This is a genomic window from Armatimonadota bacterium (assembly GCA_016223145.1).
Lineage (GTDB): Bacteria > Armatimonadota > Fimbriimonadia > Fimbriimonadales > Fimbriimonadaceae > Nitrosymbiomonas.
Genome location: JACRPN010000010.1, coordinates 62,308 through 83,195, shown reverse-complemented (window position 1 = coordinate 83,195; position 20,888 = coordinate 62,308). Strand labels below are relative to the sequence as shown.

Genomic DNA, 20,888 nt, shown 5'->3' with positions numbered 1-20,888 from the left:
CTTCTTGAGCATGTTAGAGCGTACGGCGGGCCACTGCGTGGCCAGTGGCGGTAACGGCAATAGCGGCAGTCCACCAAGCATGCTCGCGGCTACTGTATGTTGCCAGGAACGCTCTGGCGGCGGGATCATCACCATGGTCTACACAAGTCGCTCCGAGCTCTCAGCCGAGGTCGACCAGCTTGGAAACCGCACGACGTACACGTACGACGAGCTTGGCCGGAGGGCGACCCGCAAATTCCCAAGCGGCCGGCCACTGCGTGGCCCCTTTTGTGTGAGCCCTAACTGCCGTTAACTTTCTTGTTGTGTGGCTACCCACTTCGTGGGTTGAATATCGAGGCCTCGCGTTGAACGTCCGACATCTGCTAAGCCTGGTTGACACCATGCCGCCTCTCACCTCCCTTTTGCATGGGGACCAGCTTGGAAAGACATCACGGCGCCAATGCAGCCAGAGATGCAGTCCCAAAGTCCTCAAAATCCAGAAGTGGCTAAGGATTTCGAGGATTTGGAGGATTCCCGGCTCACGCCAGGGCCGAATCCATGGCCCAGCGCCGCCAAGTCACCCTTCATCTGCCAAGGACCGGGTCCGTCGCGAGTGACTTCGTCGAGCTTTCCCGATCGCGCCAAAAGGAGCGCGTCGACGATGGGAAACGCATGGGAACAGGTGCGCATCAACCGGCCACCTCCGTTTTCCCAGCCACTTTGAAATTGAGTTCGATTGAACCTGGTAAAGTGGCTCTTATTGCCATGGAGCATGAGAGGGAGCCACAAAAGCGGGTTACGCTGAGCGATGTTGCCCGTGAAGCCGGCGTTTCCGTTCAGACCGCCTCACATGTGATGTCCGGCAACCTCTCGGTCCGGCTCCCCGACTCCACGCGCGAAAGGGTCCGTGCTGCCGCCGAGCGCGTGGGCTACCAGCCCAACCGGCTCGCGCAGGCGATGAAGCGCGGCAAGACGAATGTGATTGGCGTGTGGTTGCCCATCGACCGCATGGTGCCGAACTACCTGCGGATGCTGCACCAGATCGACCTGCAAGCGCGGAAAACAGGCTACGAGATCATGATCTCAGGGCTCCACACCGCCGAAGCCCTGACGCCCGGCGGCAGGCCCCCCACGATGTGGCCCGTGGATGCCGTGATTGCCATAGACTCCGAAAAGGCCGTGGAGTCGCTCCGTTCGATGCCCGGAGGAAGCAACGTTCCCGTCATCGTGCTCGGCTTTCAACAGTTCGAAAACTCCGATTCGGTCACGTGGGACCTCGCCGGAGCGGCGAAACTGGCGACGGAGCGGCTGATCGCAAGGGGTTGCAGGAGGATCGTTCACGTGTCGCTGGACTGGGTGCTGGAGAAGTTTCCACGCGAACAGCGCAGGCGCGGCTATATCGAGGCGATGGAGGCGGCTGGACTTCCTCTTGAACTGCTCGGTGCTTCCGGCGAATCCAGCTGGGCAAGTGAACGAGCGGTCCACGAATACCTCGCCACCCACGGCGCGCCCGATGCGTTCTGCTGCTTCACCGACCCTTTGGCCATCGGCGCGGGTCGGGCGCTGTTGGCCTCGGGGGTCAGGATTCCGGAACAGTGCAAGGTCTGGGGATTCGGCGACTATCCCGAGTCGGAGGAGTACGTGGTGCCCATCTCGACGATCCGGATCCCCTTGGACAAGGTGATCGAGCAAGCTTGGCGGCTGATGCTGCAGCGCATCGAGAACGGCAGGAGGCCCTCGGAACTGTCGATCTATACCCTTGAGCTGGTCGAACGCGAATCGACGCGGTAAGGCCGTGGGGCTGCCTCTATTGCGCCAAGGCGCAAACTTTTCAGGCTCCCGTATACTTCCACCATGCCCGAAGACGTGCCCAACCCTCAAGAACCGAAGAAGGACGACGAGCCGAAGATCCCCCTGACGGTGGATCAAGCTCCCATCATCACCGAGCACAGCATCTCGATCGGCGGCAAGAAGCTGGAATACACCGCCACCACCGGCATGCTGCCGCTCAAGAACGAGACCGGAGAGGTCGAGGCCGGGGTGTTCTTCGTGCATTACGCGAAGAAGGGCGCCGCCGCTGAGCCCTCAAATCGGCCCTTGATGTTCTCGTTCAACGGTGGCCCAGGCAGTTCCTCGATCTGGCTGCACTTTGGCGCGGTGGGGCCCAAGCGGGCTGTTTTGAACCCGGACGGCAGCCTCCCACCCCCTCCCTACCAGCTTGAGGACAACGCTTACACCTGGCTCAAGGACGCCGACCTGGTGTTCATCGATCCCGTGGGAACGGGCTTCAGTCGCCCCGCCAAAGCGAGCCTCGGCGAGAAGTTCTGGGGCGTAAAGGGCGATATCGAGTCGGTTGGTGAGTTCATCCGGCTGTTCCTCACCCGTTTCGAGCGCTGGGCCTCGCCCCTGTTCCTGGTCGGGGAGAGCTATGGCACCACGCGCGCCGCCGGGCTCTCCGGGCACCTTCTGGAGAAGGGCATCGCGTTCAGTGGAATCGTCCTGGTCAGCAGCATCTTGAACATGCAGACCGCGCGCTTCCACAAGGGGAACGACCTTCCTTATGTGCTCTTCCTGCCGACCTACACGGCGACCGCTTGGTATCACAAGCGGCTCCCGAAGGACCTTCAAGGCGATCTCGGCAAGGCACTGGCCGAAGCAGAGGCCTACGCCTCGGGCGATTATGTGCTTGCCCTCGCCAAGGGCAACCGCCTCACCGGCGCTGAGCGATCGCGCGCCATCGCCAAGCTAAGCCGCCTTACCGGCCTCAGCCGAGACTACATCGACCAAGCGGACTTGCGCATCCAGATCCACCGGTTCTGCAAGGAGCTTCTGCGCAAGGAGAAGCGAACAGTTGGCCGCCTCGACAGCCGCTTCAAAGGCATCGACCCGATCGGCACCGGAGACGTGCCTGAGCACGATCCGAGCATGACCGCGATCCGCCCGCCCTACACGGCGATGTTCAACGACTACGTCAGCCGAACGCTCGGATACAAAACGGACGTCCCCTATCTGGTCTCCGCCTGGGGCACCAGACTCTCAGAGAAGTGGGATTGGGGCAGCTCGGCGGAAGGCTACACCGACACCAGCGAGTCGCTGCGGAGCGCCTTCAGCAAGAACCCGCACATGAAGGTCTTCGTCGCGAGTGGCTATTACGATCTGGCGACGCCCTACTTCGCAACGAAATACACGGTCGCGCACATGGGCCTCGACCCGGAGCTCACGGGCAACATCTCCACCGGCGAATACGAGGCCGGGCACATGATGTACATCCACGACGCCTCGCTCAACAAGCTGCACAAGGACGTCGCGAGCTTCTTGAAGTCCTGTTCGAAGTGACGGCCACTTCCCCTGGCCAGGGCGTCCGGGCCTTTCGTCCCGGACGCTCGCCAGCATGCAACCCGGCCTCTCAAGGCAAGGTACAACCCTTGCACGATAGGAGGTTTACGAGAATGCAAACGTTTTTGGCAAAGGCAGCCCTTGGATTGACGGCGCTCTTGGTTGGGTTCGCGCCGCAACAGGCCGCGAAAGCGCCGCGAGCCTACAAGGTGGATGAATCCGGCGGCGTCCAGATTGAGGTGACCGCCGAGACGGGCGGCGGCAAGATCGATGCATCCGGTTCGGTCATCTACAAGGTCACCAAGGTTCTGGAAGGCAACAGGGCCACCGTTCATATGGACCTAAAGGACCTGAAGATCCTGATGAATGGTGGCGACATACCCATGGAAGTTGACGGGATCGACACGACTCTCGACGGCATGGGGATGCCCGACACTTGGCCCCTCAATCAAGCTGAAGCGATCTACTCGCTTGCGGCCCTCGGATGGCTTTCTCCCGAGATTCCGGCCAAGGCCAACGAAGCTGTCGATTTCAAGTGGAGCAACGAGAAAAAGACGGCAACGATCAAAGGTAAGGTCCGGTTGGCCGCCTCTGAAGAGACCGGCGGCGTGAAGACCTCGAAGGTCGCTATGGAATTGGAGTTGGTCTCGGACCAAGATTCCACACCTGTCAAGGTCACTCAAACTTCATGGATCGACGAGAAAGGCAACGTTGTGCGATCCGAAGGCACGCTGAGCGCGCCCGACGGAACCGAGGTTGCCTACAAAGTAAAGCCGATCAAGGCTAAGGCAGGGGGACTATGAACGCACGAAAGGCAACGTTCCCGATCGCGGCTATGACCTTGTCTGTGTTCGCGCTAGGCGCGTGGCAAGATGCCGCGCTTAAGCGCAGCTACGAAAAAGATGAGACGAATAGCTACGACGTAAAGGTCAAGGGCCAGCTTCAGGGCAACGAGTTGTCGGCTTCCGCGCGCTACACCTACAAGGTGGTCAAGATCGCAGACAACGGCAAAGCCAGCGCGACGCTGAGCCTGAGCCAGGTTCAGATCGCCATGGGAGGAGCGGATCAGTCCCAGGAAGTCGATCCGTTCGAGACGACTCTGGATGGAATGGGGCTCCCAGACGACCTCCCGACCAATGATGCGGGATGGGTCTACACCTTTGGAGCGTTCTCACAGATCATGCCGAGCAAGCCGCTCAAAGCTGGCGACGCCTTCGATATCGACTGGAAGAACAGCAACAAGGCCGCAACAATCAAGGGCAAGGGCAAGCTCGTCGAGTTCGCCGAGATGGAGGGCGTGAAGGTCGCGAAGATCGAGTACCAGGTCGAGTTCTCTCCTGAGGACACGCCAACGCCCGGTAGGGCGAGCGGGACGAACTGGATCGAAGTCGCCACCGGACGTTGTTTCAAAGCGGAGTCAAAAGTGACCTTTGAGGGCGTTTTTGAGCTCAATGTGACGATGGCGCGAACGAAGAGGCAGTAGGCCCGGCCGCCGGGGATGGCGGTGGCCGATGGACCGCATCTGGGCATCCTGCCACCCGGTAAAGCTACTAGAACGGCCCGCTCGGCTCCCCCAAAGAGAGCGCCCGCTGATAGAATCATAGAGGCGATCAGGCTCGCAAATGTGCAGGCCAGTTTGGATCGTCAGGCTCAAATGTGAGCCTGGAGGGTTTATGAGAAGGTTGATCTTTGCGCTAAGTGCCGCCTGTGTCGCTGCGGCAAGCCCCGCTAGCTTTGTCTTTTTCGACGATTTTGAGACGGGCGACTTTTCCAATTGGGACGGCACGACAGGCTCGGGCACCGACCCCGGCAGCGTGCAGAACTCGGTCGTCTATCAGGGAAACTTCGCGGCTAGAATGTCAGGGTCCACAACGTCCGGCGTAGTCAACGGCCGGTATGCGAACTTCACATCGACAGGCGCCGCTCAGCCCCTGTTCTTCGACTTCTATATGAAGCTCGGCGCCGCGAGCGGAAACAACCGCCATTACGCCGAGATTCGCTCCTATTCGGGAGACGCGTTCCTCTCGGGAAGCTTGGAGCAGCTACTCGCCATGGGGGCCTACAACGCCACCACGAACATGATCGACGCCTCTGGCAACGTAAGCACTGGAAGCAACGGCAGCAAGTGGCAAGTCCGAACGGCCTTTGCGGGCTATGCCAACGGTGGCTGGTTCGTGTTGGACCAGGCCGCCAATCGGACTACCGACTGGACCCACTTCCGGATGGAGATCGGACCCAACACGCTCCAGGTCTATGTGGACGGTGTCGCGGGTCTGGCTGCACCGATATCGCGTGGCAACTCGAGCACGATCGACTGCATGGTGTTTTCCAGCAGGCTGTCCTCCGTCAACAATGACGGCTACTTCGACAACATGGGCTTTGGCATCGTGCCTGAACCCTCAAGCCTTGCCGTGATCGGGATCGGCCTGTTGGCTTTTTGCCGCCGTCGCCGATAATTTTAGGCGCGGGCGTGCCATAGCCGATTGGGTTTGAGCCACTCCTTCCCGCTGGGGGGAGGGCCGCGAGCGCTGGCGAATCGACGATCCCGATGAAGTCGAGACCGGGTGATTTGTGGCTGGCGGCCTAAGTGAACGGGCATGGGGCGCCCGGCCGTCGGTCCTCCTTATGGGGTGGACGGACGCCCGGTATAATCCTGCTCGACCCGTGGGGGTATAGCTCAGCGGGAGAGCGCCGCCTTTGCAAGGCGGATGTCAGGGGTTCGAATCCCCTTACCTCCACCAAACCTTGTGTGTGAGCGTCCCGGTGCAGACGTACCCAGGGCCCTGGGTACGTCTGCACGTCGTTGTGATCAGTAGCGCTTCGAATAGCCGATTTCGATCTCGAACTGTCGCATGCCTAGCGTGATCTTCTGTGAAGGCGCCAAGGGGTTCATTCCAGAGACGTTTTTCTCGGGGCTATAGAGGAGCGCGAGGCTGACCTCTCCGCTCTTGAGCTTCTTCGAGATCCCATCCGTGAACTGCCACTTCTGCACTCCAGGCGCCAGGATGTTGAAAGGCACTTCCGAGCTCCGAATGGGCTGGCGGCCCACCTTCGCCTCCCGTCCGAGCCCAGCGGGACGCGGCGGGAGTGCCCCATGCCACGGGGCACTTTCGCTCCACTCAAGGAGCGAGGTCAATGAGTGGGAGATGCCTCCACCTGTTCCGGGGCGGGGGCATTCCACGGCGCCTGGCCAGGTTCAAAGCCTCCACCTCGGACGCGGTGGAGGCATCCAAGCCCGCGGACACCGAACTTATTGACGCTGGTCCCCAAGGGCGGCACCGGCCGCAGCTTGGATGCGGCCGTCACCCCCCCTAACGCTTGCGCCGGATCAGAATCCCAATCGCCAGCACCAGCCCCGCAAGCGCTGAAGGCTCTGGGACGACTGTCAAGTGCATGTTCCACGCGGCGCTGCCCGCAAACGGCACCGTTCCCGGTGGGAAGAAATCCCAATGGTTCGCAGGCGCGCCCACATGGAAATTCGCGTTCGGATCGGGGTCGGGGCCGGGAACCAGCAACATATTCGACTCCGGAATGCAAGACCAAGGCCGCCCGAGCGAAAAGAACGTGAATGTCTGGGTATCGATCACGTGGGTCACGATCGGATTGCCGACCTGGGTAAACAAGAAGGTGGGCCTCACGAAGAACTGCGAGTCGAAGGTCCCGCCGTTGGCATGCGTCTTTCGGATGGTCATGGAGCCGCCCGAAGCCCCAGGCAGTACGGTCGCTTTCACGTCCCAAGGCATGGCGCCGCCACCGAAGTCCGCGGTAATCGGCTGGCAGCTGGTGAGTGAAAGCGCGACAAGCTCGATCGGAACGGTCGAGGGCCCAGAGCCAAGGTCCAGCGACCCCGATCTCTGTACGATCGTGTCGGTCGAGCCGAGCGTCGGTGAAATCGGCGCGCCACAAAAGTCGATGGGGCCGACTCCGTCAAGGGGAAGTGTGACCGGGGATACGGTGGTCCAGTGGTCAAGACCTGCGATTACCTCCTGCCCGTTCGCTGGGGCAAAGGCCACGGCAACTACGATGGCGCACCCAATCGTGCGCAGGCTTCGCTGTACGGTATTCATCTGTCGTCTCCCTTCAGGGCCCCAAACGGGGCAATAGCAGTGCCTCACCGGAGACCGGTGAGAATAACTACCATCATACGATAGTCCTGCCCAGATAGGAGAAGGAATTTGGGGATTTTTTGATATCTTTCAAAGATCGGGGCTCTGGGAGGCGGTGCGCTGGATCGGAAAAGTGACCTCTCGTCTGGGTACGACTCCGACATTGGGGACGCTCTCCGGCGAGTCGAACTGTATCAAAGACTCACGGGCGAAAAGCCGCCCGCGTCACCCACATCGAACCCAGCACCACACGGTAGGCCGGCCGGTAGGTCCGAATGTAGGCAGCGGAATGCCCGATGGCCGGATAGCCGAGCCTGACGCACCGTAGGTCCAGCTGCTTCCAGTCCCAATGGCTGAGGCGCAGGAGAGATCGTCTCTTAAGCGTCACGCCCAGAAGGTCCCAAACGCTTCGAAAGCTCCTCCGGTCCGCCCGGAATCGTCTCGCCGACTCCACAAAGACTGCCAGCAGCATCTCGCGATCCCCGCCCCCGGTTCGATAGGGCCTAAGGTTCACCCTTAATAACCCTCCATTTGGATCGAGAGCCACGGCCTCGGGTTCGCCAGGGCTCGGGGCAGCCAACCCGCGCCATTCGGAGTCCAGCCACTGCCGGGGTCCTTCCTCATCGAGCACAGCGTGCTCGCCGCCTTGCGTGGCGTGAAACAGCCACTTGTAGGCGTCCTCGATCTCCATCTTTGGGGTCGCCGCCCACGAACGAATCGCAAAGTCGAGCAGCCGCTGGCTAGCCGGTGCAGATGCTTGGCCAAGGCACGCCAGGGCCATAGCGGCCACCCCGACGATCACCCGCCGATCACCTCGAGCAAGGGGTGAACGGGACCAACAGGCCCTTGACCCACAAACACGGCTTCCCTCAGCGCATCAGCGGCTTCTCGCGCCGAGGCCTCATCGGCCGCGTGCACTTCAAAGAGCGGCTGTCCTGGCGCGACTCGGCTGCCCACTTCAATCAATGTCCTAATGCCAACCCTGGGGTCTATTGAATCCCCCTTGCGTTTGCGTCCGCCGCCAAGATCGACCACGGCCTGGCCCACGATGCGCGCCGAGACCCTGGCCACGGCCCCGGCTTCTCCATTAACGGGCACAACCGCGCGAATCGGTGCCCGCAACCAGTCTTCATCCGCGAAGATCCTGCCGTCTCCCCCTTGAGCAAGGACCCATTCCTGCGCCTTCTGCAGCGCTCTGCCCGAGCGGATCGCCTCATCGGCGATCCGGCGCCCTTCCTCATCGCTTGAGGCCTTGCCAACAGCCATCAAGCCAAGCGAGGCCAGCGTCAGGCAGTGCTCAGCGAAACGCGGCGGGCCCACTCCCCGAAGGGTGGCGATCGCTTCTTTGACCTCAAGGGCATTGCCCGCCGCGACCCCCAGCGGCTGGTCCATGTCGGTGATGGCGATTCTGAGGTTCAGCCCGATGCGGCCCGACGTGGCCATGAGCGCCAGCGCCAGTTCGCGCGCATGCTCCAGGTCCGGCATGAAGCCGCCGCACCCGCACTTGAGATCGATCACGACGTTCTTCGAGCCTCCCGCCAGCTTCTTGCAGAGAATGCTCGATACGATGAGCGGCACGGAGCCCACGGTGGCGGTCACATCTCTGAGCGCGTAGAGCGCCTTGTCTGCCGGTGCGAGGTCGGGAGTCTGTCCCGTGATGGCGATGCCGATCCGGGCCGCTTGCTGCTCCATTTCGTGAGTCGAAAGGTCCATGCGGAAGCCGGGGATGGACTGAAGCTTGTCCACCGTGCCGCCGGTGATGCCGAGCCCGGGCCCGCTCATCTTGACCATGGTGACGCCGCAAGCCGTCAAGAGCGGAAGCAGGACGATCGTGGTCTTGTCCCCGACCCCGCCGGTGCTATGTTTGTCGAGCGTGGGCTGCGGCAGCCTCGAAAGGTCCAATAGGGCGCCGCTCTCCGCCATCGCAACGGTCAAATCGGCCGTTTCGTCATCGGTGAGTGGGTTCAAGTAGGCCGCCATGAGCCAAGCAGCCAACTGGTAGTCCGGGATGCTGCCGGAAGCCGCGCCGAACGCGATCGCTCGGAGCTCCTCCTTCGACTGGCGCTTTCCGTCGCGCCTCCTTGCGATCAACTCGATGGCATCCATGGGCTGCAATGATTATGTTCGGGTCAGCAAGGAAGCCGTGGTTTAGGCTCCCCAATTGTCCATGGATGTCCAAGGTAGTATCTTCTCCGATGATCCGGCCGATGGAGTGGAAAGGGGAATACCTCGCACTTCTGGATCAGCGCCTGTTGCCAGGGACCGAGGTCTGGCTAGAGCTCTCCACCGTCGAGCAGGTGGCCGACGCCATCCGCGAAATGGCGGTCCGGGGAGCGCCAGCCATCGGCATCGCCGCCGCCTATGGGATGGCGCTGGCCGCGCGGGACGGGATGGACCAAACCGCCGCCCACAAGCTTCTTTTTGAAACCCGGCCCACCGCCGTCAACCTGGGTTGGGCGTTGGATCGCGTTTCTTCGCTTGGGGTCTGGGAGTCCGGCGCCGTGCTCTCAGAGGCGCACGCTATCGAGGCGGAGGACCTGGAGTGCAACCGCCGAATCGGCGCGAACGGCCTGAGCCTCGTGCCGGAAGGGGCGCGCATCCTCACGATCTGCAACACCGGTGGCCTGGCCACCGCTGGGCACGGCACGGCGCTTGGCATCATCCGAACCGCCTATGAGGCGGGGCGAGTAGCCCACGTCTATTCCTGCGAGACGCGGCCCCGGCAACAGGGTCTGCGGTTGACCGCCTGGGAGCTTCTGCAGGACGGCATTCCCTTCCATTCGATCGCCGATGGCGCGGCGGCTTCGCTGATGCGGGCGGGCAGAATCGACCTGGCCGTTGCCGGCGCGGACCGCATCGCTGCAAACGGTGATACCGCCAACAAGATCGGAACCTATTCGCTGGCGGTCTTGGCGCACCACCACGGGATTCCGTTTGTCATTGCCGCCCCGTCCTCGACCCTTGACCCTTCGCTCGAAAGCGGGGACGGGATTCCAATAGAGGAGCGATCGCCCGAGGAGCTAACGCACTTCGATTCGGCGGCCGCGGCCCCGGCCGGCTGTCCGGTCTACAATCCCGCCTTTGACGTCACGCCCGCCGATCTGATCACAGCAATCGTGACGGAAATGGGTGTTTTTCGTGCCCCTTACCGTCTCTCGCAAACGAAAATTGGAACCAATGGGTTATGATGGCAATCGGAAGATTGGACCGGAACTTGGGCCGCCGGTGATTCGGAGACACAAGCAGCCTCATGAAACGTAAGAGCAACCGAGCGAGCCGACCCCATGGAATCTGGTCAAAACTGGATGACGCCGTCCTTGGAGACCTGTTCGGCGAGCTCTCCTGGATGATCGTGCTGGTCTTCGCGGTCGCGGCCGTTGTGGGGCTTGCGTACCTCTTCTCGCTGCGATCGTAGCGCCTCTCAGCTCGTGGCTCGCTTAGCCCCCGAAATAGCTCAGCTGCTTGGCGGCGTCCTCGTGGCTCGGGTCCAGCCGCAAAACCGACCTGAAGTTCTCAGCCGCTTCGTCGAGCATCCCAAGCATCATCTGGGTCATCGCGAGGTCGTAACGCGCCTTCACGTGGTTCGGATGTCCACCGACCACTGACGTCAACGTTTCGAGCGAACCGTCAAAGTCACCCTCGAAACCTTGGATCAATCCGAGCTGCCAACGGCTGTCGGCATGTGCCGGATCCTCGCTAAGGACCTTCTGAAATTCCGCACGCGCCTCGGCATACCGACCTTCGCATCGAAAGTCGAACCCCCGCTGAAATGTCGCTTGCACGTCCATAACCTGGGCCATGGCCTTGAGAGGGATTATAGCATGGTATTTGAACCAGCGAACCCATTTTGTAGACGCCCGCTTAGCGTTCTTTAGTCACGGTTTCCGGCGTCCTTCTGCTGAGTTAGGTTTGACAAGCAAGACTGGTCTGCGAGGCGCATCTCGCCGACCCCTCTTGCGTTGACCGTTCAGGCTTGCGCCGTGCCGGGCTCCAGTTGTGGCTTGGGCTTCGCCTTCCCACTCTTGGGAGCCTCGTGCCCAGGGTCAAGTTCCAACTCGGGCTGGGGCGAACTGGGCACCTTCTTGAGCGGCAGTTCCCGGCCTTGAAGGACGGCCAAGAACTCTTCCCGGTCGAGCGTTTCGCGTTCGAACAAGGCGTCCACGATCGCATCGAGTTTGGATCGGTTCTGGGTCAAGATGTCGTGAGCACGGCGATGGCATCGGTCGACGAGTTCCCGGACCTCTTCGTCGATCATCCTAGCGACGTCTTCGGAGTAGTTGCGCTCATCCATCGTGTAATCGCGGCCGAGGAACGGGTTGTGGCCGCGTTTGCCGATTGAAAGCGTCCCAAGCTTCTCGCTCATGCCGTATTCGCAGATCATGGCCCGGGCGATGCGCGTCACGCGCTCCAAGTCGTTGCTCGCACCAGTGGTCACCTCGCCGAACACGATCTCCTCGGCGACCCGGCCTGCAAGAAGCGCCGTGATGTCGTCGATGAGCTCCTGCTTGGAGATAAGGTGCTTGTCCTCAATCGGAAGCTGCCAGGTGGATCCCAAAGACATGCCGCGCGGGAGGACCGTTACCTTGTGAACAGGATCGGTGTGCTCTAGAAGCTCACCTACTACGGCGTGGCCCGCCTCATGATAGGCGATGATCTTGCGCTCGCTGGCGCTCATGATGCGGCTCTTGCGTTCGGGACCGGCGATCGTTCGGTCCAGCGCGTCTTCCAAGTCGTCCTGCCGGACCTTGGAGTGGTTTCTTCGCGCGGCGAGCAAGGCGCCCTCGTTCAGCATGTTTGCGAGGTCGGCGCCCGTGAAGCCAGGCGTCCTTCGCCCGATGGCATTCAGGTCGATATTGCTTTCGAGCGGTTTGCCCTTGGCGTGAATCTTGAGGATCGCTTCGCGGCCGTTCGCGTCGGGCACGTCCACCACAATGTGGCGGTCGAAACGGCCCGGACGCAGCAGCGCGGGGTCTAGAACGTCCGGCCGGTTGGTGGCCGCGATCATGATGACGCCGCTGTTCGGGTCGAAACCGTCCATCTCAACTAGCAGTTGGTTTAGGGTCTGCTCGCGTTCGTCGTGGCCACCGCCAAGACCCGCGCCGCGCTGGCGCCCCACGGCGTCGATTTCGTCGATAAAAATAAGGCTCGGGCGGTGGGCCTTGGCCGTTTCAAAAAGATCGCGCACACGCGCCGCACCGACGCCAACGAACATCTCGACAAAGTCCGATCCGCTGATATGGAAGAACGGTACACCCGCTTCCCCAGCGATCGCCCGGGCCAAGTGGGTCTTGCCAACGCCCGGAGGTCCCGTGAGCAGGATTCCCTTCGGGATCTTCGCGCCGAGAGCCGTGTACTTCTTCGTGTTCTTGAGGAAGTCCACGATCTCGTAAAGCTCTTCCTTGGCCTCGTCGATTCCCGCCACGTCGTCGAACGTGATCTTGGGTGTGGATTCGCCCACGCGTTTGGCCCGGCTGCGCCCGAAGCTCATCGCCTGGTTCCCGCCCATCTGCATCGGGCGAAAAACAAAGAACCAGATCATGAGAAGGACCATGATCGGCACCGCGAGGATGCCCAAAAGGCCCAGAATCGTTGCGCCTGCGCCCGGCCCTTTGTAGTCCAGAACGCCCTTCTCAAGCAAGGCATCGAAGAGCTTCGAGGAAATCTGAGTGCTCTCAGGAGGCACCTGTGTCACGAACTTCTTATGGTCTTCCTTGAACGTGCCGGTGACCTGGCCGCTAGCCCACTCGGCCGCCTCAACTTGGTCCGCCTTCGCCAAAAGCTGGGACATGGTTAGGGGGATGGGCCTTTCGCCCGCCATGAGCCCTGAGCCCGTGCCCATGAGGTTCCAAAGGGCCATGGCGAGCAGGAGCACCACCAGGAATCCGAAAAGGTTGCGTGCGGTCTTGTTCAAACGTTCTCCGTGAGCGTTTCGCTGTCTTAGTTAGCCTACGTTCAATCGAGGGCGCGCGTTTCCCAAGCCTATCGGATTATCGGCCCAAAGGTAAGACGCAAAAAATGCCCGACAGGTCCTCTTTTCTGGCTCAGACCCTGCTCGATGGCTGCCTGGTCTGGCCCTGTTGAGCTCCATGAACCTCTCTGAGGAGCGGCGCGATCGCCCAGGCAGACGCCCGGCACCCAGAGCGGCCCGGCCAGATCGCACACGATGGGAAGGCGCCTTCGGGCGGCTTGGGTGAGACTGGCTTCGCTAAGGAGGTCTGAGAGCTTTCGCTGCCCGGCGAACCCCAACGGCTGGATCCGGTCGCCAGGTTCGGCTTGACGGAAGAAGAGGTTGCCCTTGACCCGCGAAAGGTCGAAAACGATGCTCAGCGAGTCTCGCTGCTGGACTTCTGGCGCCTCGCCAGTCGGCTCAGCGACGAACCTCCAGCCGAACACCTCAGAGTCGGTCTCGCCTGGATGGGCCAAAGGATAGCGAAACGGCTCGAGCACCTCAAGCGCGCGGGCATGAACCGTTCCTTCGGACCACTCGATAACCGATGTCCCTCCTTCGGCGGTCCGTGATCCTTGCACCGATTGTGATAGTTCTTCACAAGTTTCTATGCTCAAATCGTGATCCGCAGATCCGCCAAAAGCCTCAAAGAGCAAGCGGATCGCCCGTACGCGCAAGACCTGTGGTAAGTGGAGGAGATCCGACTGGCGAAAGGCCGCTTCACAGGTGAGGGTGAGGAACCGAAGCGCTCCGTTCAACGGCGTCTCAGCCTGCTCCAGCGCCGCCGCGGCGGCTCCATCAAGGAAGGCGTCCTCTTCGCGCATCACGGAGGCCGCGCGGGCAATGGCCTCCTCGACCTTGGGGTTCAAGGCCGCAAGCTCCGGCATTACGTTGAGCCGAATTCGCGAGCGAGAGAACGCCAGGTCGTCGTTGGCCGGGTCGTCGTGGAACCAGAGATCGTGCTCCTCACAGTAAGCGCGGGTTTCGGCGCGGCTGAAGCCGAGCAGGGGCCGAATGACGTTGTCGCGGCGCTCGGGGATGCCCGCAAGGCCGGACATACCCGCTCCGCGCGTCAGGTTGAGGAGCACGGATTCCACCAAGTCGCTCTGCGTGTGGGCTGTCGCGATCAGGTCGCACTCCATCTGTTTTGCCGCTTTCTCGAAGAACGCATAGCGCGCCTGCCGGCCTGCTTCTTCGAGCCCGATCTTGTGCAGCCGTGCGATCTCGGGCACGTCGGCTTTGCCGCTCATGAAGGGGATACCCAGACTCTGGCAGAACGCATCGCACTTCAGGAGTTCCTCATCGGCTTCCTGCCTCTGGCCGTGGTGCAGGTGCGCGGCGACGAGGGTGAAGGGGGGTCGAGAAGGAAACGGGGGCGGTGAGAGTTGTGAGTGTGGTGAGAATTGTGAGAGTTGCCCGGATTGAATCTCACCGCTCTCACCGCTCTCACCGCTCTCGCCATTCTCACCAATCTCACCATTCTCACCATTCTCTCCATTAGCAACATCCCCCTTCAACCTCCAGAGCAAGTGCACCAGACACGTCGAATCCGCCCCGCCGGAGTACCCCACCAGCACCCTCGCGCCAGGAGGAATCAACCCCCTGTTTTGAACCCATTTGGTGAACCGCTCGACGATCTCGTCCAACGTTCGAAAGGGTACCGGACAGCGGTATGATCCTGACTTGAGGGACTTGGCAGATGCAATTCTCGCTACATGTTCAAGTTAACTTTTGGGGGGAGCCTGGGCATTCCCACGAGGAGCAGCTCCAAGAACTGGACGAGGCCACGTTAGTTAGGGATATTGAGCTTGAGCAAATTCCGCCTATAGGAAGCCGAATCTGGATCAACTCTCAAGAGCCAGCGACCGAAGCTGAACAAAGGGAGATAGACGAAATCTTCAAACTGGACATCGGGATGTTGACGGGAATCTTCAATGTCGACGAAGTTCACATTTGGCCCGAGGAGAATCGGGCCGAAATCCACAGCGTTACCTCTGTAAACACTGCTGAAGAACTGCAGAAGTCTGTACGAATGGCAGTTCTTTGCTTCGGGTTTACAGATGTGGATGGTCTTCTCGGTGAGGATTGATACAGCCAATTGGATCGAGATTCAGCCCGCGAACCAACTCCTTCCCCTGCGCCCCTGAGCCTTCCGAGCGCCTCTCGCTCCCTTGTCGCGGGGGAGGGCAGGGTGGGGTGCCATAAGTCTCGATTGAGGCAATGAGCATGGCCCGATCACCTCACTCCAGGGCTCGAGCGGCATCAACCCATCCGGAAACCGTCCAGGCCTCTCTTGAGCCTGTCAGTCGGTTCTCGCGGATGTGAATGTACCGGTCGATGGTCTCGTACCTGAAAGGCGTCGGCCAAACGAGGAGCAAGAAGAGCGCAATCAGGGCAACCCCAATCCAGATCCTCCGTCGCTTCACCGCCGCATCGTACCCATAGGCCCATCGGGCCGACCTGTTGAAGCGAAGGGCGCAGCCCTGGACGCTGAGTTGCCGGAAACGGGCAAGCCCTGAAGGGGCGGCCTACAGCCCAGAAACAGTCACTTAAGGTTCGTGTTCTTGAAGTCGAAGCGGACTTCGGTGGGGCTGACGGAAACTGCACCTGAATCCGAAGAAGGGTCCCACGGGAGGATACGTCGTATCTCGACTCCCTTCGAGAATCGGACCTCGACGACGTAGGAGTTCTTCCACGGATGGAGTATCGCGGTCCCGTGCTGAAACTGGATCAGGTTTCCGTCGACGAACACCTTTGCGGATGGGTCCTCGTTGATGAGCAAGACCGGGTTCAACTGGACAAGGACATATCTGACTCCAAGCCACACCAGGGCGGCAATTGCCCCCGCGATGATCGCCAGCCTCCAAAGTCGCGCCGTCAACACGCTGGAGCTTACTTGAGTCTGGTAGCGCGGATAGCGGTCCACAATGGGATATGCGAAGAAGGAGGGTCCATTGGATCGAGATACATCCCGCGAATCGACTGTTGAACCTGCCATGCGGAGAGTGGATCGCCGAAGCTACTGGGAGGTTCGGTGCCGGTCCCCTTTGGAGATCGCTGTTCACCGAACTGGCATACCTTCCAGAGGATTTCAACGAGATCGCCCCCGAGATTGATTCACACAAGGACCTTCAGCAGCCATGTGCGCTTCGGGCCGAGCAGTGGTCCAAGCTCTTTGCAGGAGGTGGCCAAATCGTCGACATGGCGATCTATAGCCAAAGTGCGCTGGAGCGCTGTGTCAAGCCGGAACTCTTCCATATCGATGCCGACGATGCCACCGTAGGCACAGTCCAGAGTTCCTGCGAGCCGTGGATCGCCTCGATTGCCTCAACACTGGAAGGCAGCCCTCGCCGCTTGCAGAGGGGTTCGTACTTGGAGGATCTTGCCGACCTGGACGACGCTTCTCTGCTGCGGCTAGCGGAGTCGCTGCCTGGATAGCCGGCAACCCGTCACGAACGGTATATGATCTCGTCAATTGCCGTGGATTCGTTCCTCAATTGCGCAGCCTCCGTCACCCTGGCTCAGGCGGTGTTGCTGCCGGTCTACGTCCTGGCAGCATGGCTGCTTGGAAGGAAGCACTCAAGCGGCCGCGAAGCCTTGCGATCCGCCGCAGGGCACTTCGCCCGCACCAATTTGCCTGCTCTCGCTGCCGTGCTTCTGATCGCCGCGATCCTCGATAGGGCCGCTCCCATCCAAGGGCAGATGGTCCGAAACGCTGGAACGAAGGCCGCGCTCATTATGCTGGTAGCTGCCGCTGCCGTCTGTGCGGTTGGCTCGGGCCTTTCGATCCGGGCGTCGAAGGGCAGGGAGCCGGGACAGCTTGCGCACAGGAACGCGCTGCTCCTCACAAACGCGCTGCTCTTCGGCTCGTTTCTGCTCAACTTCTTGCTTGTTTGGAGCCAGGATACGATTCTTGATTGACCGAGAAGAGCCTCTGAACAGACCGTTTGTGCGTCCGTTGATCGCCTTGGTCCTTGTGATCATGTTGGTGACCGCTTTCAAGGTTGCCTTGGACAGGTCCGGCCCTCTGGTGGCTGTGGACGAGATCCAGCGCATCGCGTCGCCTGACCGGACGGTCGACGCAGTCATCCTGACCTCCGACGCCGGAGCTACTACCTCCGTCTTCTACCGCCTGTGCGTCGTTCCCCATGGGGGTACGGCGATCCATTCCCAGTCCGTCTTCGCCATCGACAAAGCTTGGCATGACCAACCGATCGAACTTGAATGGAAGAGCGATACCCTCCTGCAGGTAACGTGTAAGGGAGGACGGGTGTTCTGTAATGACCGGTTTGGGCAGACCGGATCCAAGCGGATTGAGTTGGAGTATCACGGGATATGAGTTCCCAGAGACAACCCCGATGATCGCCGTCTCAAACTCCTTTGACGGGTTCCTGGGGATCGCATTCCTTGCGGCAATAAGTACGCCGCTCGTCGTCGGAGTCGGGGTCCGCTCTGCGATGGCATCTGGACTGAGGCTTTGGCCTGCAATCTTGACGACGACAGGTGCACACGTACTGTCAGCGGCGATCGCCTTGGTTCCCACTTGGCTCGCGGATTACGGTTTGAACCGGGGCGTGATCGCTCGCGGTGTTTACTCAACAGAATCAGTGAACTCAGAGTACGGCCTGGCTCTCGGTCTCGCCATAGTCTTCTATTTTTCCTATACCCTTGCGCTAAGAAGCTTTGCCCCGAGATTCCTCGATGCCTTGCAGCCCTCCGGGCAAAAAGCGTGGGCGACAGGAATGTCGCTTTCAATGTTGGGATCAATGATCCTGCTCCTGCTTTTCTTCTTTGGCGTCGCCACCGGCCTTGGCCATGACTAGGTGCCCGGTGAGCCTCTATGTGCCTCAAGACTTTCAGTCCATCTGGACTGCAAACTCCATCCCAAGGTTGACCTCACTCGTGAAGGGGGGCTACAATGTTCCCGGCAAACCTCTCCCAATCCCAACAGCTCGGGAGTCGCGCGCCAAACCCCAAGACATTCCCGCCACAAAGGCCGCACTATGGAGACTGACAGTAGACGTTCGATAGCACCCAAGCACGGGCAAAGGCGCCCGAGAGCCGATATCGAATAAACCATCCCCACCAGGGCGGCAGGAGTTCTAGGCGCAGCGTCGCGCCGCGAACGACAGAACTGGAGATGCCGCCTTGAGAGCCGACGAACCGACCTTTATCGAGCAGCTCAAATCGCTGAGCCGAGTCGAGGACCCCTCGATCGTTCGCGAAATGCTCGTCGGCGTCCAGGCGGAAGACCTCGCCGAAGGGCTTTCCCGCATCGAGCTCGACGAGGGCCTGTCGATCCTGCGCAAGCTGGACGTCGAGCAAGCCTCGGAGCTGCTGGTCGAGATGCCCACCGAGACGGCGCGCAAGTTCGTCGCGGAGCTTCCCGACACCACCCTCGCCCATTATCTCGACATCCTGCCGATGGACGACGCGCTGGACCTGCGCGAAGAGCTCGGCGACGAGCGGTTTGAATCGCTGCTTGAGGTCATCCCCACAGAAGACGCCGAAGAGATCCGGCGCCTGATGTCGTATCCGGAGGACTCGGTCGGCCAGCTCATGACCGAGCGCTTTTTCGAGGTCATGCCCGACATGACCGTCAAGGAGCTTCTTGCCGACATCCGCAGGGCTTCGGACGAGAAGTACGAGACGGTCAACGACCTTTATGTGCTGGACCTCAACCGGCACGTTCTGGGCGTTTTCAGCCTGCGCAAGGCGATCCGAGCCGCTTCCGACGTGACCGCACGGGAGCTGATGCGCACGGACCTCGTCACCTGCAAAGCCACAGACAGCGCCGAAGAGGCGGCGCGTTTGATGTCCCGCTATGGCTTTTACGCTTTGCCCGTGCTCGACTGGGCCGGGCGCATGGTCGGCCTCTTCACCGGTGACGACGCGCAAGAGGTTCTGCAGGAATCGGAAACCGAGGACGTGCTGGCGATGGGCGCGGTCATCGGCCCGGCAGAGCCCTACTTGTCCTTGGGTCTCGGCCAGCTTGTGCGCAGGCGGCTGCCTTGGTTGATGATCCTGTTCGTGGCAGAGTTCCTGACGGCCATGGTGCTCCGGCACTACACCGGGGTCGCGGAGGAGGGCGGCAAGACGACCCTGGCTCAACTCATGGTGTTCATCCCGCTGCTCATCGGAGCGGGCGGAAACTCGGGCTCCCAGGTGACCACCACCATCACCCGCGCCCTTGCCATCGGCGAAATAAAAGCTGCCGACGCATGGGTGGTTCTGCAGCGGGAGTTTGTCCTGTCGCTGTGCATCGGCTCGGCGCTGGGAGTTGTGGGGTTTGGCCGCGCCTTGCTCTGGGGCTCCGGGATGCCGATCAGCCTGACCGTCGCCATCGCCCTGCCGGCCATCATCATGTGGGCGGCGTGTGTTGGGAGTTTGCTTCCGATTGCCGCCAAGAGGGTGGGCATCGACCCGGCCGTCATGAGTGCGCCCTTCATCGCCACGCTCGTCGACGCCACAGGACTTGTTATCTTCTTCGAAACCGCGCTGCGCCTGCTGCCAAAAGGCTTCTAAAACCACCCCTTCTTGCGAAAAATCACAAACTCCACGCCCGCGACCAGCAGCATCGCCATCAAAGCACCCGGATACCCCCAGGGCGAACCCAGTTCGGGCATGAACTTGAAGTTCATCCCGTAGATGCTCGCCACCAAGGTCACCGACATGAGAATCGTGGCCAGCGCCGTCATCACCTTCATCACCTGGTTCAGCCGGTTGCTGACGGTGGCAAGGTTGGCATCCAGCACCGAGGCCAGGATGTCGCGGTTGAGGTCGGCTCGCTCCAAGACCCGCAGCACGTGGTCATAGACGTCCTGGAAATAGGGGTGGTCGGCGCGCGCGATGACGGGTACGTCATGACGCAAAAGGCCATTCAGGATGTCCCTAAATGGAGTCAGCCGGCGGCGAAGCTCCAAAAGCCTTCGTTTGATCCGCAAGAGGTCCTTGATGGCCACCGGCCGTCCGACGAACACATCGGCTTCCAGGTCCTCAGCCCGCTCCTCCAGAAGGTCGAGGACCGGGTAGTAGTCGTCGATGATCGTGTCGATAATGCCGTGGGCAATCCTGGAAGCCGTGCGTGTGCCGTTTGACGGCCTTTCGGGCATCCGTTGCAGGATCGTCTCCAGGAGGTCGCAGCTCTCCACGGAGACGGTCACAAGCTTCGATTTAGTAATGAAAATTCCAATTTCTTGGAAATAGAGCCTCTCCTCTCGAACGGAGACCGCCGGAACCGTGAAGAACAGGTGATCGGGGCTCTCATGGAGGTGGGGCCGCTCGCCCTCAGAGAGCGCGTCCTCGATTTCGAGTTCATGGAACCCAAAATCCTCGGCGAGCACTTGGGTTGCCGACGCCCGGCTGCCCGCCACCACGTGGGTCCACGTAAGGGCGGCCGAGACTACCTGGCCGACGACCAGCCGCGGAACCGTCTGGGCTTTGTCCCAGACGACGGTTCGAACGGTGGTCTCGCCATCTCCCATGAACGTACTAGTTTCGCATAAACGGCGAGGGCGAAG

The 20,888-nt window shown here is 61.0% G+C and carries 25 protein-coding genes and 1 tRNA gene; 15 read left to right on the top strand and 11 right to left on the bottom strand.

Features of this window, described 5'->3' with window-relative positions; translation table 11 throughout:
- The first annotated feature begins 133 nt into the window (after positions 1 to 133).
- Positions 134 to 292, top strand: coding sequence for an RHS repeat protein (locus HZC36_08720; GenBank protein MBI5707056.1), 159 nt, complete (start codon positions 134 to 136; stop codon positions 290 to 292).
- A gap of 176 nt (positions 293 to 468) precedes the next feature.
- On the opposite strand, the gene HZC36_08715 is transcribed toward HZC36_08720, so the two are convergent.
- A complete protein-coding gene (locus HZC36_08715; protein ID MBI5707055.1) occupies positions 469 to 669 on the bottom strand; it encodes a hypothetical protein in 201 nt (66 codons plus the stop codon).
- Positions 670 to 744: 75 nt separating this feature from the next.
- Here HZC36_08715 and HZC36_08710 point away from each other — a divergent pair, with 75 nt between their 5' ends.
- The 6 genes from HZC36_08710 to HZC36_08685 all read left to right on the top strand — a co-directional run bounded on the left by HZC36_08710 (position 745) and on the right by HZC36_08685 (position 6,056).
- Complete coding sequence (locus tag HZC36_08710; protein ID MBI5707054.1) at positions 745 to 1,770, top strand: LacI family DNA-binding transcriptional regulator; 1,026 nt, start codon at positions 745 to 747, stop codon at positions 1,768 to 1,770.
- Positions 1,771 to 1,833: 63 nt separating this feature from the next.
- Positions 1,834 to 3,315 (top strand): peptidase S10, encoded by a 1,482-nt coding sequence (locus HZC36_08705; GenBank protein MBI5707053.1) that lies wholly within the window; start codon positions 1,834 to 1,836, stop codon positions 3,313 to 3,315.
- A 113-nt stretch (positions 3,316 to 3,428) separates the two neighbouring features.
- On the top strand, positions 3,429 to 4,118 hold the full coding sequence (locus tag HZC36_08700) for a hypothetical protein (GenBank protein ID MBI5707052.1): 690 nt from the start codon (positions 3,429 to 3,431) through the stop codon (positions 4,116 to 4,118).
- A complete protein-coding gene (locus HZC36_08695; protein MBI5707051.1) occupies positions 4,115 to 4,798 on the top strand; it encodes a hypothetical protein in 684 nt (227 codons plus the stop codon). Before HZC36_08700 ends, HZC36_08695 begins: the two co-directional genes overlap by 4 nt.
- Positions 4,799 to 4,988: 190 nt before the next feature.
- Positions 4,989 to 5,771 carry a PEP-CTERM sorting domain-containing protein gene (locus HZC36_08690; GenBank protein MBI5707050.1) on the top strand — a complete coding sequence of 261 codons (783 nt, stop codon included), beginning with the start codon at positions 4,989 to 4,991 and terminating at the stop codon, positions 5,769 to 5,771.
- A 210-nt stretch (positions 5,772 to 5,981) separates the two neighbouring features.
- Positions 5,982 to 6,056 (top strand) — tRNA-Ala (locus tag HZC36_08685).
- 68 nt (positions 6,057 to 6,124) lie between these two features.
- Here the strand turns inward: HZC36_08685 and HZC36_08680 are convergent.
- The 4 genes from HZC36_08680 to HZC36_08665 form a co-directional block, all read right to left on the bottom strand.
- Entirely contained in the window at positions 6,125 to 6,334 is a 210-nt protein-coding gene (locus tag HZC36_08680) for a hypothetical protein (protein ID MBI5707049.1), read from the bottom strand.
- Positions 6,335 to 6,626: 292 nt separating this feature from the next.
- On the bottom strand, positions 6,627 to 7,382 hold the full coding sequence (locus tag HZC36_08675) for a PEP-CTERM sorting domain-containing protein (protein MBI5707048.1): 756 nt from the start codon (positions 7,380 to 7,382) through the stop codon (positions 6,627 to 6,629).
- A gap of 241 nt (positions 7,383 to 7,623) precedes the next feature.
- Entirely contained in the window at positions 7,624 to 8,223 is a 600-nt protein-coding gene (locus HZC36_08670) for a hypothetical protein (protein ID MBI5707047.1), read from the bottom strand.
- Entirely contained in the window at positions 8,220 to 9,527 is a 1,308-nt protein-coding gene (locus tag HZC36_08665; protein ID MBI5707046.1) for a thymidine phosphorylase, read from the bottom strand. Before HZC36_08665 ends, HZC36_08670 begins: the two co-directional genes overlap by 4 nt.
- A gap of 89 nt (positions 9,528 to 9,616) precedes the next feature.
- Between HZC36_08665 and mtnA the strand changes: the two genes are divergently transcribed.
- Together mtnA and HZC36_08655 are read left to right on the top strand one after the other, a co-directional pair.
- On the top strand, positions 9,617 to 10,609 hold the full coding sequence (gene mtnA / locus HZC36_08660) for an S-methyl-5-thioribose-1-phosphate isomerase (GenBank protein ID MBI5707045.1): 993 nt from the start codon (positions 9,617 to 9,619) through the stop codon (positions 10,607 to 10,609).
- Positions 10,610 to 10,671: 62 nt separating this feature from the next.
- Complete coding sequence (locus HZC36_08655; protein MBI5707044.1) at positions 10,672 to 10,836, top strand: hypothetical protein; 165 nt, start codon at positions 10,672 to 10,674, stop codon at positions 10,834 to 10,836.
- Between the two features lie 22 nt (positions 10,837 to 10,858).
- On the opposite strand, the gene HZC36_08650 is transcribed toward HZC36_08655, so the two are convergent.
- The 3 genes from HZC36_08650 to tilS form a co-directional block, all read right to left on the bottom strand.
- Complete coding sequence (locus HZC36_08650) at positions 10,859 to 11,221, bottom strand: tetratricopeptide repeat protein (protein MBI5707043.1); 363 nt, start codon at positions 11,219 to 11,221, stop codon at positions 10,859 to 10,861.
- 167 nt (positions 11,222 to 11,388) lie between these two features.
- On the bottom strand, positions 11,389 to 13,278 hold the full coding sequence (ftsH, locus tag HZC36_08645) for an ATP-dependent zinc metalloprotease FtsH (GenBank protein ID MBI5707042.1): 1,890 nt from the start codon (positions 13,276 to 13,278) through the stop codon (positions 11,389 to 11,391).
- A gap of 122 nt (positions 13,279 to 13,400) precedes the next feature.
- Complete coding sequence (gene tilS / locus HZC36_08640) at positions 13,401 to 15,014, bottom strand: tRNA lysidine(34) synthetase TilS (protein MBI5707041.1); 1,614 nt, start codon at positions 15,012 to 15,014, stop codon at positions 13,401 to 13,403.
- A 53-nt stretch (positions 15,015 to 15,067) separates the two neighbouring features.
- Here tilS and HZC36_08635 point away from each other — a divergent pair, with 53 nt between their 5' ends.
- On the top strand, positions 15,068 to 15,457 hold the full coding sequence (locus HZC36_08635; protein ID MBI5707040.1) for a hypothetical protein: 390 nt from the start codon (positions 15,068 to 15,070) through the stop codon (positions 15,455 to 15,457).
- A gap of 151 nt (positions 15,458 to 15,608) precedes the next feature.
- Here HZC36_08635 and HZC36_08630 read toward each other — a convergent pair whose 3' ends face one another.
- Positions 15,609 to 15,794 carry a hypothetical protein gene (locus tag HZC36_08630; protein MBI5707039.1) on the bottom strand — a complete coding sequence of 62 codons (186 nt, stop codon included), beginning with the start codon at positions 15,792 to 15,794 and terminating at the stop codon, positions 15,609 to 15,611.
- 119 nt (positions 15,795 to 15,913) lie between these two features.
- Positions 15,914 to 16,294 carry a hypothetical protein gene (locus tag HZC36_08625; GenBank protein ID MBI5707038.1) on the bottom strand — a complete coding sequence of 127 codons (381 nt, stop codon included), beginning with the start codon at positions 16,292 to 16,294 and terminating at the stop codon, positions 15,914 to 15,916.
- An 8-nt stretch (positions 16,295 to 16,302) separates the two neighbouring features.
- Here HZC36_08625 and HZC36_08620 point away from each other — a divergent pair, with 8 nt between their 5' ends.
- The 5 genes from HZC36_08620 (at position 16,303) to mgtE (ending at position 19,893) form a co-directional block, all read left to right on the top strand.
- Positions 16,303 to 16,806, top strand: a complete 504-nt coding sequence (locus HZC36_08620) for a hypothetical protein (protein MBI5707037.1) — start codon at positions 16,303 to 16,305, stop codon at positions 16,804 to 16,806.
- A gap of 24 nt (positions 16,807 to 16,830) precedes the next feature.
- Positions 16,831 to 17,289, top strand: a complete 459-nt coding sequence (locus HZC36_08615) for a hypothetical protein (GenBank protein MBI5707036.1) — start codon at positions 16,831 to 16,833, stop codon at positions 17,287 to 17,289.
- Positions 17,282 to 17,707 (top strand): hypothetical protein, encoded by a 426-nt coding sequence (locus tag HZC36_08610; protein MBI5707035.1) that lies wholly within the window; start codon positions 17,282 to 17,284, stop codon positions 17,705 to 17,707. The genes HZC36_08615 and HZC36_08610 overlap by 8 nt, the downstream gene beginning before the upstream one ends.
- 19 nt (positions 17,708 to 17,726) lie before the next feature.
- Complete coding sequence (locus tag HZC36_08605; protein MBI5707034.1) at positions 17,727 to 18,191, top strand: hypothetical protein; 465 nt, start codon at positions 17,727 to 17,729, stop codon at positions 18,189 to 18,191.
- Positions 18,192 to 18,516: 325 nt separating this feature from the next.
- Complete coding sequence (gene mgtE / locus HZC36_08600; GenBank protein ID MBI5707033.1) at positions 18,517 to 19,893, top strand: magnesium transporter; 1,377 nt, start codon at positions 18,517 to 18,519, stop codon at positions 19,891 to 19,893.
- Here mgtE and corA read toward each other — a convergent pair.
- Complete coding sequence (corA, locus tag HZC36_08595) at positions 19,890 to 20,852, bottom strand: magnesium/cobalt transporter CorA (protein ID MBI5707032.1); 963 nt, start codon at positions 20,850 to 20,852, stop codon at positions 19,890 to 19,892. The two genes, mgtE and corA, sit on opposite strands and share 4 nt — an antisense overlap.
- Positions 20,853 to 20,888: the final 36 nt, after the last annotated feature.

Excerpts from the sequence above, each read along its gene's own strand:
- HZC36_08720 (MBI5707056.1), top strand. The coding sequence starts at position 134 with ATGGTCTACACAAGTCGCTCCGAGCTCTCAGCCGAGGTCGACCAGCTT.
- HZC36_08715 (MBI5707055.1), bottom strand. The coding sequence starts at position 669 with ATGCGCACCTGTTCCCATGCGTTTCCCATCGTCGACGCGCTCCTTTTG.
- HZC36_08710 (MBI5707054.1), top strand. The coding sequence starts at position 745 with ATGGAGCATGAGAGGGAGCCACAAAAGCGGGTTACGCTGAGCGATGTT.
- HZC36_08705 (MBI5707053.1), top strand. The coding sequence starts at position 1,834 with ATGCCCGAAGACGTGCCCAACCCTCAAGAACCGAAGAAGGACGACGAG.
- HZC36_08700 (MBI5707052.1), top strand. The coding sequence starts at position 3,429 with ATGCAAACGTTTTTGGCAAAGGCAGCCCTTGGATTGACGGCGCTCTTG.
- HZC36_08695 (MBI5707051.1), top strand. The coding sequence starts at position 4,115 with ATGAACGCACGAAAGGCAACGTTCCCGATCGCGGCTATGACCTTGTCT.
- HZC36_08690 (MBI5707050.1), top strand. The coding sequence starts at position 4,989 with ATGAGAAGGTTGATCTTTGCGCTAAGTGCCGCCTGTGTCGCTGCGGCA.
- HZC36_08675 (MBI5707048.1), bottom strand. The coding sequence starts at position 7,382 with ATGAATACCGTACAGCGAAGCCTGCGCACGATTGGGTGCGCCATCGTA.
- HZC36_08665 (MBI5707046.1), bottom strand. The coding sequence starts at position 9,527 with ATGGATGCCATCGAGTTGATCGCAAGGAGGCGCGACGGAAAGCGCCAG.
- mtnA (MBI5707045.1), top strand. The coding sequence starts at position 9,617 with ATGATCCGGCCGATGGAGTGGAAAGGGGAATACCTCGCACTTCTGGAT.
- HZC36_08655 (MBI5707044.1), top strand. The coding sequence starts at position 10,672 with ATGAAACGTAAGAGCAACCGAGCGAGCCGACCCCATGGAATCTGGTCA.
- HZC36_08650 (MBI5707043.1), bottom strand. The coding sequence starts at position 11,221 with ATGGCCCAGGTTATGGACGTGCAAGCGACATTTCAGCGGGGGTTCGAC.
- ftsH (MBI5707042.1), bottom strand. The coding sequence starts at position 13,278 with ATGGCCCTTTGGAACCTCATGGGCACGGGCTCAGGGCTCATGGCGGGC.
- HZC36_08635 (MBI5707040.1), top strand. The coding sequence starts at position 15,068 with ATGCAATTCTCGCTACATGTTCAAGTTAACTTTTGGGGGGAGCCTGGG.
- HZC36_08620 (MBI5707037.1), top strand. The coding sequence starts at position 16,303 with ATGCGAAGAAGGAGGGTCCATTGGATCGAGATACATCCCGCGAATCGA.
- HZC36_08615 (MBI5707036.1), top strand. The coding sequence starts at position 16,831 with ATGATCTCGTCAATTGCCGTGGATTCGTTCCTCAATTGCGCAGCCTCC.
- HZC36_08605 (MBI5707034.1), top strand. The coding sequence starts at position 17,727 with ATGATCGCCGTCTCAAACTCCTTTGACGGGTTCCTGGGGATCGCATTC.
- corA (MBI5707032.1), bottom strand. The coding sequence starts at position 20,852 with ATGGGAGATGGCGAGACCACCGTTCGAACCGTCGTCTGGGACAAAGCC.